This window comes from Dietzia sp. Die43, from assembly GCF_024519835.1.
In the GTDB taxonomy this organism is placed as follows: Bacteria; Actinomycetota; Actinomycetes; order Mycobacteriales; family Mycobacteriaceae; genus Dietzia; species Dietzia kunjamensis.
Window position 1 is genome coordinate 1 of sequence record NZ_JALJRF010000002.1, and the last position, 12944, is coordinate 12944.

Annotated in this window: 10 protein-coding genes and 3 tRNA genes; 4 read left to right on the forward strand and 9 right to left on the reverse strand. The window is 70.6% G+C overall.

The window, feature by feature from the left end; genetic code table 11:
• Window positions 1-3 precede the first annotated feature (3 nt).
• Window positions 4-76: transfer RNA gene (locus tag NR111_RS01565), tRNA-Glu, on the reverse strand.
• 113 nt (window positions 77-189) lie between these two features.
• On the opposite strand from NR111_RS01565, the gene NR111_RS01570 reads away from it, so the two are divergent.
• From NR111_RS01570 to NR111_RS01580, 3 genes are all read left to right on the forward strand, one after another.
• The gene (locus NR111_RS01570; protein WP_206472337.1) at window positions 190-912 is read left to right on the forward strand and encodes a TetR family transcriptional regulator; all 723 of its coding nucleotides are present in this window, start codon (window positions 190-192) and stop codon (window positions 910-912) included.
• Window positions 909-2513, forward strand: coding sequence for an MDR family MFS transporter (locus NR111_RS01575; RefSeq protein WP_206472339.1), 1605 nt, complete (start codon window positions 909-911; stop codon window positions 2511-2513). The genes NR111_RS01570 and NR111_RS01575 overlap by 4 nt, the downstream gene beginning before the upstream one ends.
• Before the next feature lie 120 nt (window positions 2514-2633).
• A complete protein-coding gene (locus tag NR111_RS01580) occupies window positions 2634-3584 on the forward strand; it encodes an acyl-CoA thioesterase (RefSeq protein ID WP_069390252.1) in 951 nt (316 codons plus the stop codon).
• Window positions 3585-3695: 111 nt separating this feature from the next.
• Here the strand turns inward: NR111_RS01580 and NR111_RS01585 are convergent.
• The 3 genes from NR111_RS01585 to gltX form a co-directional block, all read right to left on the reverse strand.
• Window positions 3696-3768, reverse strand: a tRNA-Glu gene (locus NR111_RS01585).
• Window positions 3769-3821: 53 nt separating this feature from the next.
• Window positions 3822-3893 (reverse strand) — tRNA-Gln (locus tag NR111_RS01590).
• A gap of 106 nt (window positions 3894-3999) precedes the next feature.
• On the reverse strand, window positions 4000-5484 hold the full coding sequence (gltX, locus tag NR111_RS01595; RefSeq protein WP_119192422.1) for a glutamate--tRNA ligase: 1485 nt from the start codon (window positions 5482-5484) through the stop codon (window positions 4000-4002).
• 128 nt (window positions 5485-5612) lie between these two features.
• Between gltX and NR111_RS01600 the strand changes: the two genes are divergently transcribed.
• Window positions 5613-6743: an isochorismate synthase MenF gene (locus NR111_RS01600; protein WP_163375918.1), complete on the forward strand. Its 1131-nt coding sequence runs from the start codon at window positions 5613-5615 to the stop codon at window positions 6741-6743.
• A gap of 28 nt (window positions 6744-6771) precedes the next feature.
• On the opposite strand, the gene NR111_RS01605 is transcribed toward NR111_RS01600, so the two are convergent.
• The 5 genes from NR111_RS01605 to serA form a co-directional block, all read right to left on the reverse strand.
• Complete coding sequence (locus NR111_RS01605; RefSeq protein WP_154827762.1) at window positions 6772-7566, reverse strand: fumarylacetoacetate hydrolase family protein; 795 nt, start codon at window positions 7564-7566, stop codon at window positions 6772-6774.
• 10 nt (window positions 7567-7576) lie between these two features.
• Window positions 7577-8299, reverse strand: coding sequence for an exonuclease domain-containing protein (locus NR111_RS01610; RefSeq protein ID WP_256819609.1), 723 nt, complete (start codon window positions 8297-8299; stop codon window positions 7577-7579).
• Window positions 8299-10161 carry a DUF294 nucleotidyltransferase-like domain-containing protein gene (locus tag NR111_RS01615; protein WP_256819611.1) on the reverse strand — a complete coding sequence of 621 codons (1863 nt, stop codon included), beginning with the start codon at window positions 10159-10161 and terminating at the stop codon, window positions 8299-8301. The genes NR111_RS01610 and NR111_RS01615 overlap by 1 nt, the downstream gene beginning before the upstream one ends.
• 97 nt (window positions 10162-10258) lie before the next feature.
• Window positions 10259-11278 carry a 3-isopropylmalate dehydrogenase gene (locus tag NR111_RS01620; RefSeq protein WP_256819612.1) on the reverse strand — a complete coding sequence of 340 codons (1020 nt, stop codon included), beginning with the start codon at window positions 11276-11278 and terminating at the stop codon, window positions 10259-10261.
• A 17-nt stretch (window positions 11279-11295) separates the two neighbouring features.
• Window positions 11296-12888 carry a phosphoglycerate dehydrogenase gene (gene serA, locus NR111_RS01625; protein ID WP_256819614.1) on the reverse strand — a complete coding sequence of 531 codons (1593 nt, stop codon included), beginning with the start codon at window positions 12886-12888 and terminating at the stop codon, window positions 11296-11298.
• Window positions 12889-12944 lie beyond the last annotated feature (56 nt).

A 12944-nucleotide genomic window follows, 5' to 3' on the forward strand; every position in this document is an offset into this window, starting at 1 on the left:
CTGTACCCCCGATGGGATTCGAACCCACGCTACCGCCGTGAGAGGGCGGCGTCCTAGGCCGCTAGACGACGGGGGCTTGGCGCTCGACCACTATATCCGGATGGTGGACGACGAACCAAATCGCGACATCGCCCCCGTACACCGGGTGTAAAGATGCACTCGGTGAAGTAAGCGGCTATCGTGACCGGCATGTCCTCTCCCCCCGACCCCGACTCACTGCGCGACCGGAAGCGTCGCGCGACCATGGTGGCCATAGAGAACGCGGCGACCTCCCTGGTGCTCGAGTACGGCTTCGACGCGGTGACGGTCGACCAGATCTGCGCCGCCGCCGAGATCTCCAAGCGGACGTTCTTCAACTACGTGCCCTCCAAGGAGGCCGCCGTCATCGGCGCCACGCCCGAGGACGTCACCGAGGCCGACCGCGCCGCCTTCCTCGACCGCGGCGAGGAGGGCGTTCTCGACGCGCTACTCCGTCTCTACCTCGCCGCCTTCGCGGCGACCCGCACCGCCGACAGGGACCAGACCGCCACGCTGGCCCAGCGCCGCCGGGCCATCTTCCGCGCCGAGCCCGAGCTGGCGGCCGCGCGGATGACCGCCTCGTCGCGCTTCCAACTCCGCCTGACCGACCTGGTGATCGTGCACCTCGACCGGCACCCGTCGCTGCGTCGGCTGGCCGGGGTGGCGGTCGAGGCCGAGGCCCGGGCCTGCGTGGCCCTGGTCGCGGCATCGGCGAACCTCGGGCTGTCCGCGTGGCTCGCCCGCGACTCCGCCACCTTCGAGGACCTCGACGGTGACTGCGCCACCGCGTTGCGGCAACTCGCCCTGCTCGCGGGAGCACCCGACACCACCGCACCCGACACCACGGCGCCCACCGCACCCTCCGCCTCACATCCCGCCGGGAGTCCCGCATGAGCGACACCGATATCCGCACTACCGCGCCCTCCCCCGGCGCCGATCCGGGAACCACGACCTCCGCGGCTCCGGCGCCGGTGACCCACAACGTGCCGCTGGTGTTCACCTCCCTGCTGCTCGGGATGCTCATCGTCTCCCTGGGCCAGATGATCTTCGCCACGGCACTGCCGACCATCGTGGCCGACCTCGGTGGGGTCGACCGGATGAGCTGGGTCATCACCGTCTACCTGCTCACCATGACGATCGGCCTGCCGGTCTACGGCAAACTCGGCGACCAGATCGGCCGCAAGCCGCTCTTCGTGACCGCGATCCTCCTGTTCTCGGCGGGCTCTCTTCTGGGCGCGGTCGCGTGGGACATCGACCTGCTCATCGTGGCCCGCGCGATCCAGGGCCTCGGTGGCGGTGGTCTCATGGTGCTCTCCCAGGCGATCGTCGCCGACGTCGTCCCCGCCCGGCAGCGCGGCCGGTACATGGGCGTGCTGGGCGCCGTCTTCGGACTGTCCTCCGTTCTGGGCCCCCTGCTCGGCGGGTTCTTCACCGAGGGCCCCGGCTGGCGCTGGGCCCTGTGGTTCAACCTCCCCGTGTGCCTGGTCGCCCTCGTCGTGGCCGTGGTCTGGCTCCGCCTGCCGAATCGTGGCGCCGGTCGACGAACCGACTGGCCCGGCACGGTCCTCATGGCCACCGGCACCACCGCTCTGATCCTCATCTCCTCCTGGGGCGGTAACCGGTACGACTGGACGGACCCGATGATCCTCGGCATGGGCGCCCTGTTCGTCGTGTGCGCGGTCGCGTTCGTCCTGGTCGAGTTGCGCTCGGAACACCCGCTGATCCCCATGACGCTGTTCGCCGAGCGGAACTTCTCGCTCTCGACCGGCGCCGGGCTCCTGGTCGGTGTCGCGATGTTCGGCTGCATGGCGTACCTGCCCACCTACATCCAGATGGTCCACGGGCTCGGCCCCACCGCCGCCGGACTGATGATGACGCCGATGATGGCCGGCATGATGGGCACGTCCATCATCGTGGGCAACATCGTCAGCCGGACCGGCCGTTACAAGTGGTACCCGGTGGTCGGCACCGTGATCATGGCCGCGGGCCTGTGGCTCATCGGTTCGCTGGAGGCCGGAGACACCCTGGTGCACCTGGGCGTGGTGCTGTTCGTGTTCGGCTTCGGTCTCGGATTGTGCATGCAACTGCTCGTGCTGATCGTGCAGAACACCTTCCCGATCACGATGGTCGGCACCGCCACGGCGTCCAACAACTTCTTCCGCCAGATCGGCGGCACAATGGGTTCGGCGATCGTGGGTTCGCTGTTCGTCAGCCGGCTCGCCGATCTCATGGGCGAGCGGGTCCCCGCCGCGGCCGCGGAACTCGGTCCCGAGGGCGCCGCGGTGGCCGAGACCTTCTCGAACGGTTCGGGTGCGGCCAACTCCATGAGCCCGGAGATCCTGGCCGCGTTGCCCGGGCCCCTGCACGACGCGATCGTCAGCTCCTACAACGACGCGTTGGTGCCGATCTACCACGTCGTGGTGCCGCTCATCCTGGTCGCCACGGTGCTGCTGCTGTTCGTGCGCGAGGACACCCTCAAAGAGACGGTGGACTGATTCTCCTCCCACGCCCCCGCGTCCCGGCTCACCGTTCGTCGGCGCGGGGGTGAGGAGTCCGTCACGGAATCCGTACGCGCGGCAACCGTCCCGTCACGCGCCGTCACTAGCGTGCGGAGCGTGACCACACCTCGTCAGACCGTCCTGCGGTTCCTCGCTGCGCCCACCGATGTCGGCACGGGCACGCAGGTGCACACCGGCCGCATCCTCGAGTGGATCGACAAGGCCGCCTACGCCCTGGCGGCGGGGTGGTCCGGCGGATACGCCGTCACCGCCTATGTCGGGAACATCCGCTTCTCCCGCCCGGTCGTCTCCGGCGAACTCATCGAGGTCTCGGCCCGACTCGTCCACACGGGTTCGACGTCGATGCACATCCAGTGCGACGTCCGGGCCTGCGATCCCGTGACGCTCGACTACCGGCACTGCGCCGAGTGCCTCGTGGTCTTCATCGCCGTCCGCGACGGCGCGCCCACCCCCGTACCTCCCTGGACGCCCGCGTCCCGCCTGGAGGTCCACGAGTCCGACGAGGCTGTCATGCGCATCGGGCTGCGCAAGGACATCGAACGGGCGATGGCGGAGCAGACCTATTCCGCCGCGGGCACAGCGCCTCGTTCGACCCTGCGGTTCCTCGCGGCACCCGGGGACGTCAACTGGGGCGGCAACGCGCACGGCGGGCGCATCATGTCCTGGATCGACGACGCGGCGAACCTCTGCGCCACCCGGTGGTCGGGTACCCCCTGCACCTCGGTGTACGCCGGCGGTGTCCGGTTCTACCACCCGGTGAAGATCGGCCACGTCGTGGAGGTGGAGGCCCGTCTGCTGCACACGGGTCACGAGACCATGCACGTCTCGGTCCATGTGAGCTCCGGAGAGGCCACCTCTCCGGAGAGGACGCTCACCACCCACTGCCTGACCGTCTGTGCGGCACTCGGGCCGGACGGTAGACCCACCCCGGTGCCCCGGTGGGCCCCGGTGTCCGCCGAGGACCACGCACTGGACGAGCACGCCCGCCATCTCATCCGCCTCCGGGGGCGGGGCAGGGTGACCGGGCCGGTCCGGGCCCCGGCCTGAACGGCGACGCGAATGCGGGGGCCGACGGCCGACCGCGACCCCTGAAATCCGCCCCCGTCCCCCGCAACGAGGAAGGCGCCCGGAGCGTTGTGCTCCGGGCGCCTTCTGCTGTACCCCCGATGGGATTCGAACCCACGCTACCGCCGTGAGAGGGCGGCGTCCTAGGCCGCTAGACGACGGGGGCTAGGACACGGATCCGCGTGGGATCCGCTGTAGCGAGCGCTGCGACGCGCTCAGCTGGCCTACCAGGACTCGAACCTAGAACGACGGTACCAGAAACCGCTGTGTTGCCAATTACACCATAGGCCACTGCATTCACTTTTCCGCCCCTCGCGGGGCGCCTCGAAGAGACTATCAAACCACCGAGGGTGAATAGCAAATCGCCTGGTCAATCCGTCTGTTTCCGGACCCCGAGCTAGTCGGCGACGGGCGCGGACCTAAGCCGCGACAGTGTGGCCTGCCGACCGAGCAGCTCCAACGACTCGAACAGCGGCGGCGAGATGTGCGATCCCGTGACCGCCACCCGCACGGGCCCGTAGGCCTTGCGCGGCTTGATGCCCAGGTCCTCCACCAGCGCGCCGGACAGTGCGGCCTCGATGGCCGGGGTCGTCCACTCCTCGACTGCTTCCAGCGCCGCGATCGCCGCGTCCACGACCTCTCGGGACTCCGCTTTGAGGTTCTTGGCCGCAGACTGGGCGTCGACGGTGAACCCGGCCTCGTCCACGAGGAGGAACCGGATGAGCTTCCACGCATCCGACAGGACGACGATGCGGGTCTGGAGGAGATCTGCCACGATCGCCCACCGCTGGGCGTCGAAACTCTCCGGCAGGGTCACTCCGTCCTCGTCGGGGTGCGCGACGAGGTACTCGCGCAGGCGGCGGGCGAACTCCTCGGCCGGCAGCTGCCGGATGTGCTCGGCGTTGATCGCGTCGGCCTTCTTCTGGTCGAAGCGGGCCGGGTTGGCGTTCACCTGGCGCACGTCGAACGCCTCGACCATCTCCTGCAGGGAGAACACGTCGCGGTCATCCGACAGCCCCCACCCGAGCAGGGCCAGGTAGTTGAGCAACCCCTCCGGCAACATCCCGCGGTCGCGGTGGAGGAACAGATCCGACTCGGGGTCACGCTTGGACAGCTTCTTGTTGCCGTCGCCCATGACGAACGGCAGGTGCCCGAACGCGGGGACGTCATCCGCCACCCCGATCCGCATCAGGGCACGGTAGAGGGCGATCTGTCGGGGGGTGGAGCTGAGCAGATCCTCGCCCCGGAGGACGTGGGTGATCTTCATCAGTGCGTCGTCGACCGGATTGACCAACGTGTAGAGCGGGATCCCGTTGGCCCGCGTGAGCGCGAAGTCCGGCACGGTGCCCGCCCTGAACACGGTCTCCCCGCGGACCAGGTCGTCCCAGGCGAGATCCTCGTCCGGCATCCGCAACCGGATCACCGCGCCGCGCCCCTCGTCACGGAACGCCTGCTTCTGGTCCTCCGTGAGGTCGCGATCGAACCCGTCGTACCCGAGTTTGGGGTCCCGCCCGGCGGCCCGGTGGCGGGCCTCGACCTCCTCGGGGGTGGAGAACGACTCGTACGCCTCCCCCGCCTCGACCAGCCTGCGCACCACGTCCAGGTGCAGATCGCGCCGCTCGGACTGGCGGTACGGCGCGTACGGGCCACCCACCTCGGGGCCCTCGTCCCAGTCGAGGCCCAGCCACCGGAGGGCGTCGAGGAGCGACTGGTACGACTCCTCCGAATCCCGGGCGGCGTCGGTGTCCTCGATGCGGAAGACAAACGTGCCACCCGTGTGCCGGGCGTGGGCCCAGTTGAACAGGGCCGTACGGACGAGACCCACATGGGGTGTGCCGGTGGGGGACGGACAGAAGCGGACGCGGACGTTCGAGGCGGTCATGGAGCCCATCCTAGTGACGGTCCCGGCTCGCACCCCCGGCGAGGACCGGCCTAGGATCGGCGGGTACCCGTGGCCGCCGTCCGAGGAGGCGCGATCCACGCAGGAGTCCGAATCGAGGGAGGCGTGCCGTGGCGTCTGGGCACCAACCCGACGTCGCACGCCCGGTGACCGCCCCGGACTTCCTGCTGTCCCGTCCGACGGGCTCGCTGCGCACCCAGGGTGCCCTGAACTCGTTCACGGATCCGGCGGACGCGGCCCTGGCCCTGCGGTCCGGCGCCAGTGGTCTGATCGTGGGCGCGATCGGTTTCGAGCCCGACGCGCCCGCCGCTCTGGTCGAACCCGACGTGGTGGTCCGCGTCGACGGCCCACTGGAGCCCCCCGCCTACTTCCGCCGGATGCGCACCCGCGCCCACGTCACCCGGGAGATCCCCACGTCCTCGGAGCACCGCGCCAGGGTGTCGACCGCGATCGCGGGGGTGCGCTCCGGCGAGATCGACAAGGTGGTGCTGGCCAGGGCGGTCCGGCTGTCTGCCGATCAGCCCATCGACCCCCACGCGGTGTGCGCCGCACTCATCGACTCCAGCCCGGCGGCGGACGGCTACCTCGTCGACCTCTCCCCCGCCGGCGGGGTCCACGCCGGGCGGGTCCTGGTGGGCTCGAGCCCCGAACTCCTCGTCCGCCGCCGAGGCGATCTGGTGGAATGCCACCCGCTGGCAGGGTCCGCGCCCCGCTCCACCGACCCTGTCGCGGACCAGGCCGCGGGCCGCGCCCTGCGGGCGTCGGGCAAGGACGCCTCGGAGCATGCCTTCGTGGTGGAGTCGCTGGCACGGGCCCTGCAACCACTGTGCACGGATCTGGAGATCCCCGACCGTCCCACCCTCACGTCCACCCGCGAGATGTGGCACCTCGGGACCCGTATCCGGGGCCGTGTCGCCGACCCCCGCACCACCTCTCTGGACCTCGCCCTCGCCGTGCACCCCACGCCGGCGGTGTGCGGGACACCGACGGACGAGGCCCGGAGGCTCATCGCCGCGATAGAAGGGGAACGGGGGTTCTACGCCGGGGCCGTCGGGTGGTCGGACGCCGGCGGAGACGGCGACTGGATGGTCACCATCCGGTGCGCCGAGATCGACGCGGACCGGTCGGGAGCGATCGCCTGGGCCGGCGGCGGCCTGGTCGCGGACTCGCAACCCGACGACGAGGTCGCCGAGACCGGCGCCAAACTCCGCACCATCCTGAGGGCGTTCGGAGCGTCCTAGGGCGATGGTCCGCGCCGGTGGCCCGGACCTACCGGTCGACGACGGGGTTCGTCAGCGAGCCGATGCCCTCGATCTCGACCGTCACACGGTCGCCGGGCAACATGGGCCCGACCCCCGCCGGGGTACCGGTGAGGATCACGTCGCCGGGCAGGAGGGTCATGACCCTGCTGACATACTCGACGATCTCGCCGACGGTGTGCATGAACTGCGAGGTGTTGCCGTCCTGCCGCACCTCGGACGTGCCGTCTGGATGGGTGAGGGTGACCCGGACGTCCAGCCCGTTGGGGTCCAGATCGGTGACGATCCACGGACCGAGCGGGCAGAAGGTGTCGTATCCCTTGCCCCGCGTCCACTGACCGTCCGAGAGTTGCTGGTCGCGGGCGGTGACGTCGTTGGCGCAGGTGTAGCCGAGGATGACCTCGTGGGCCCGCGCGGCGGCGACGTCCCGGCACGGCTGCCCGATCACCACGGCCAGCTCGCCCTCGTGGTCGACCCGCTCCGAACTCGGCGGATAGGCGACAGACGCCTCGGGGCCGACGACCGAGGTGTTGGGCTTGAGGAAGATCAGGGGCTCGGCCGGGGCCTGCGAGCCCATCTCCTCGGCGTGGTCGGCGTAGTTCTTCCCGACACACACGATCTTGGAGGCCAGGATCGGGGCGAGCAGGCGCACGTCGGCCAGCGGCCATTCGCGGCCGGTGAACTCGGGGGTACCGAAGGGGTGCTCGGAGATCTCGGCACAGGACAGCGAGGACGGGTCGGAGATGTCTCCGCGGACCTCGACGAAGGCGAAACCCTGCGGGTGGGCGATACGGGCGAGACGCATACCCGCGATCCTAGGCGGTCCGCAGGTCCCGCAGCGTGCGCGCCCCGCGGTCGCGGAGCTCGGAGACCTGTGCGAGGTACAGCTCGGCGCAGGCGAGGGCGTCGACCAACGGGTCGTGTGCGCGATACCGCGGTAGCCCGTACCTCTCCCGGGCACCCCAGAGCCGCAGCCGCTCGGGCGACGGGTCGGCGGTGAAGCCCATGTCGACGCCGCCGCCCAGAACCCGCCGGTGCAGCTCCAGGGTGTCGACGGACTCCACAGGTGGCCGGATGCCGAACGTGCGCCGGCACAACGCGCCCAGGAAGTCGACCTCTATCGGGCAGTAGTGCGCGACCAACACCCGGCCGGTCAGAGCGGTGAACACCCGGTCCAGGACGTCCTCGACATCCGCTCCGGTGGCGATCGCGTCGTCCGTGAGTCCGTGCACGGTGGCACTCTGCCCCACCCCGTCGTCGTCGTCGTCCGGTCCGCGATCGGGACGCAGCAGTACCGATCCCGCCCCACCCAGGACGATCCGCTCCCCGTCGACGGGGACGAACCCCACCGCCAGGACCCGGTCATGACGGGGATCGAGACCCGTGGTCTCCACGTCCACAGCGAGCAGCGACAGGTCCTTGAGTGGCGTGGTCGGATCCGGCGGCGGTGTCTCCAGGTATCGCCGCAGTGGCCCGTCGGGGGCCTTGCGGGCGGCACTCCTGCGGCGGCCGGCCGCGGTCAGCCAGGGCAGAACCATCACATCTGCCCGACCCGGTATTTGATCTGCAGTGCGCTCTGTGCTCCCGCGATGATGCGGAACGCCGCCCGTAGCCGATGGCGGTCCTTGGTTCCGAGCGTCGACGGGTCCACGTTGTTGTCGAGGTCCGAGTGCTCGTGGATCTGACGCGCGTGGTGGCGGAACGCCAGCCCGCGCAGGAACCGGAAGGCCTCGATGAGGTTCTCGGCGTCCGAGCGGGCGATCACCCCGGCGGTGGCCGCCGCGTCGAGCCGGCCGAGCGTCGATACCTCGTCCAGTCCCGCGGACAGGGCGTACAGACGCGCGATCTGGACGACGGGTGCGATCCCCCCGGCCTTGAGGTCCAGGGTGTTGCGGTACTCGCCCCGGCGCGCGACGACGAGCCCGCGGAGGAAACCGAGCGGGGGTTGCCACTCGCACGCGATCCGGGCCAGATGCGCCTGGAAACGGGGGCTGCCCTTCGCACGGAGGAGCATCTCGCGCTGGACGCGGACGGCGAGTCCGCTCTCACCGTGGACGGGACGGAGATCGAAGAACACCTGGCTGTGCAGAACTGCGTCGGCCTCGGGGGCCCCGACCCAGTCCCGCACCGTCCCCTCCCACTCCGCGCAGGTCCGCCGCCACCGCGGGTTGGTCGCCATCACCCCACCGGGACAGAACGGGAAGCCCGCCCGGTCGAGACCCGTGCAGACGCGGTCGGCGAGCTCCGCGAAGTAGTCGTCGGAGCCGGCGACCTCGTGTGCCCCGTCGTCGAGGATCAGCGCGTTGTCCTGGTCGCTGGACACCCCGAGCTCACCCCGGGCCTGGGAACCGAGTCCCACCCAGCAGTACGGCACGGGAGGCGGTCCGAGGTCGGCCTCCGCCAGCGCGATCAGGCGGCGCGTCGCCGCATCGGCGGTGGCGGTGACGACCCGGCCGATATCCCGCGGCGTGGTGCCCCGCCGGACGAACTCGCCGACCAGCGGTAGCAACCGGGCGGACAGTTCCGCCACGGTCTCGGTGTCGGGGGCCCGCGAGATCCGCGCGGCCAGATAGACCGGGTCGGACTGCGCCAGGCGCAGCAGGTCCCCGCTCGTGACCATCCCCGCGGGGGCACCGGCCTCGCACACCGGCAGGTGATGGACGCCGCGTTCGATCTGGAGCAGTGTCGCGTCGAACGCGCGGGTCCGGGCGTCCACCGACACCGGGTCGTGGGTCATGATCGTCGACACCGGCGCCGCGGTGTCGCCACCGACCGCGACCACCTTCGAGCGCAGGTCGCGATCGGTGAAGATGCCGACCACGCGTCCGCTCTCCACCACCAGCAGCGCGGAGACGCGCTCCCGGGACATGATCTGCGCCGCCTCCAGGATGGTGGTCCCGGGCTCGGTGGTGACCGCGTCGCGGGTGAGGAGATCCCCCACCGGTGTGCTCAGGGGGTCTCCCCCGGCCGCGGCGACCCGGGCGGAGGCGAGGTCCTGGCGGATCCGATCACTCCGCGCACCGAAGAAGTCCCGGATCCCGGGGTGGGCGGCCGCGAGTTCGTCGAACACCTCGCGCGGCATCTCGAGTAGCAGAGTGTCCGCGACGGCCTCCATGCGGTACCGCGACGGGCCGGAACGGGTCAGCGTCGAGTAGCCGAAGCAGTCACCCTCGTCGCGCGCGTCGAGCAGGACACCGTCCGGGTCGCACACCTCGACGGCGCCCGTGCGGATGATGTGGAGGGTGTCGTTGGCGTCCCCTGCCTCCAGGATGACGGTCCCCCGCCGGTGGTAGCGCTGACTGAGCCTCGCGGGCAGGCGGTCGAGCACCTCTCCGGGCAGCTCGTCGAAGGGGGCACAGCGCGCGAGGAAATCCCTGACCTCGGCGAGTTCGACGTCCATGCCACCACTGTGGACGCCGACGGCCCGCGGTGTGATCACTTCTCGCGATTCACACCCGCGGGCCGGGGTCCGGACGTGGGGTCAGCGGGGCGGTGGTCTAACCGCTGACGGCCGCGACGATCCGGTCGCCCACCTCGGAGGTGACGATCGGGGCGTCGCCGCGCGAGCCGAGGTCGGCCTCGACGGCCTCCTCCACGCGATCGGCCTCGGCCGTGTGACCGAGGTGGCGCAGCAGCAGTGCCACGGACAGGATGGCGGCGGTGGGGTCCGCCTTGCCCTGTCCGGCGATGTCCGGGGCCGAACCGTGGACGGGCTCGAACATGGACGGGTTGGTCCCGGAGGCGTCGATGTTGCCCGACGCCGCGGTGCCGATGCCTCCGGTGACCGCGGCCGCCAGGTCGGTGATGATGTCGCCGAAGAGGTTGTCGGTGACGATCACGTCGAACCGGGACGGATCGGTGACCATGTAGATGGTGGCGGCGTCGATGTGGCAGTAGTCCACCTCGACCCCGGGGAACTCCGGAGCCACCTCGTCGACGGTGCGCTGCCACAGCCCACCGGCGTTGACGAGGACGTTGGTCTTGTGGACCAGCGTGAGCTTGTTGCGCCGCGACTGCGCACGGGAGAACGCGTCGCGGACCACGCGCTCCACGCCGTACCGGGTGTTGACGGAGGTCTCGGTACCGATCTCGTGCGGTGTCCCCACACGGATCGCACCGCCGTTACCGGTGTAGAGCCCCTCGGTGCCCTCGCGGACGACGACGAAGTCGATCTCGCCCGGGTCCTTCAGCGGGGTTGCCGACCCGGGGAAGAGCCGGGAGGGCCGCAGGTTGACGTGGTGGTCGAGCGCGAACCGCAGCGGGAGCAGCATGCCCCGCTCGAGGACGCCAGCCGGCACGGAGCGGGGATCACCGATGGCTCCCAGCAGGATGGCGTCGTGCGTCTTGAGGCTTTCGATGTCCGCCTCGGTGAGGGTCTCACCATTGCGCAGGTAGCGCCGCGCGCCGAGGTCGTACTCGGTCCTGGAGACGCCGGGCACCAGGGCGTGGAGCACCCTGAGCGCCTCGGCCGTGACCTCGACGCCGATACCGTCGCCGGGGATGACTGCGAGCTTCATGATGTCGTCGTCCCCGCTCAGACCAGGTTGATCTGGGTCGCGGTGGCGTCGAGCTCGGAGACGATCCGGTCGACGGTCGGCTCGGCGACCGTGCGGTCGACCCGCAGGATCAGCGACGCGCCCTCGCCGGAGGCGTCCTGGCTCAGTGCGGCGGCCTGGATGTCGATGCCCTCCCCGCCGAGGATGGAGCCCACCTTGCCGAGCACGCCCGGGCGGTCGGAGTAGTGCACGAACAGGTTCTGGCCCTCGGCGCGCAGGTCGAACCCTCGCTCGTTGATCCGGACGATCTTCTGCACCTGGTCCAGGCCGGCCAGCGTGCCTGTGACATCGGCCGACGCGCCGTCCGCGGCCACGGCCGTGACGGTGACGGTGCTGCGGTAGGACTTGGACTCGCTGTGGGTCTCCACCGAGTGGGTGACCCCCCGCTGCTCGGCCATCTGGCCGACGTTGACGAAGGTCGCGGGCTCATCGGTGATCGCGGAGAACATGCCGCGCAGGGCGGCCAGCCCGAGGACGTCGACCTGCTCGGATGCGAGCTCGCCGGCGACGTCGATCCGGACGGTCGTCGGGATACCCGGGCACAGGTGGCCGGCGACCAGTCCGAGCTTGCGGACGAGGTCGAGCCAGGGTGCGACCTCGTCGCCGACGGGACCACCGGTGACGTTGACGGCGTCGGGGACGAACTCCCCGCGCAGGGCGAGCAGCACACTGCGGGCGACGTCGGTGCCGGCGCGGTCCTGCGCCTCGCTGGTGGAGGCTCCGAGGTGCGGCGTGACGACGGTGTTCTCGAGATCGAAGAGCGGCGAGTCGGTGCACGGCTCGGTGTCGAACACGTCGAGCGCCGCGGAGCGGACCTTGCCGGACTTCAGTGCGTCGACGAGCGCGTCCTCGACGATCAGACCGCCGCGGGCGGCGTTGACGATCACGACGCCGTCCTTGGCATGGGCCAGCCGCTCGGCGTCGAAGAGACCGGCGGTCTCCTTGGTCTTGGGCAGGTGCATCGTGATGATGTCGGCGCGGGAGACCAGCTCGTCGATGTCGACCAGCTCGATTCCCAGCTGCGCCGCGCGGGCGGCGGGCAGGTAGGGGTCGTAGGCGATGAGGTTGGTCTCGAACGCGGCGAGTCGCTGCGCCACGAGCTGGCCGATGCGGCCCAGGCCCACGACGCCGACGGTCTTGCCGAGCAGCTCGACGCCGTTGAAGGAACTGCGCTTCCAGGTGTGCTCGCGCAGGGTGCGGTCCGCGGCCGGGATCTGGCGGCAGGCGGACATGAGCAGCGCGACCGCGTGCTCGGCGGCCGAGTGGATGTTGGAGGTGGGCGCGTTGACCACCATGACGCCGCGCTCGGTGGCGGCGGGGATCTCGACGTTGTCCAGCCCGACGCCCGCGCGGCCGATGATCTTGAGGTTCGGCGCGGCGGCGAGCACCTCGGCGTCGACGGTGGTGGCCGAGCGCACGAGCAGCGCGTCGGCGTCGGCGACCGCCTCGAGGAGCCTGGGGCGATCCGGGCCGTCCACCCAGCGGACCTCCACGGCGTCGCCGAGCGCGTCGACGGTCGACTGGGCGAGCTTGTCGGCGATGAGGACGACGGGCCGTCCGGATGCTGTCACAGTGGGTTCTCCTCGGTGTCATTTCGGGCACGGCCAGTCTAGGGCACCTGTCACCG

Bases quoted from the DNA above. Each gene is read 5' to 3' on its own strand.
- NR111_RS01570 (WP_206472337.1), top strand. From the start codon at position 190: ATGTCCTCTCCCCCCGACCCCGACTCACTGCGCGACCGGAAGCGTCGC.
- NR111_RS01575 (WP_206472339.1), top strand. From the start codon at position 909: ATGAGCGACACCGATATCCGCACTACCGCGCCCTCCCCCGGCGCCGAT.
- gltX (WP_119192422.1), bottom strand. From the start codon at position 5,484: ATGACCGCCTCGAACGTCCGCGTCCGCTTCTGTCCGTCCCCCACCGGC.
- NR111_RS01605 (WP_154827762.1), bottom strand. From the start codon at position 7,566: ATGCGTCTCGCCCGTATCGCCCACCCGCAGGGTTTCGCCTTCGTCGAG.
- NR111_RS01610 (WP_256819609.1), bottom strand. From the start codon at position 8,299: ATGGTTCTGCCCTGGCTGACCGCGGCCGGCCGCCGCAGGAGTGCCGCC.
- NR111_RS01615 (WP_256819611.1), bottom strand. From the start codon at position 10,161: ATGGACGTCGAACTCGCCGAGGTCAGGGATTTCCTCGCGCGCTGTGCC.
- NR111_RS01620 (WP_256819612.1), bottom strand. From the start codon at position 11,278: ATGAAGCTCGCAGTCATCCCCGGCGACGGTATCGGCGTCGAGGTCACG.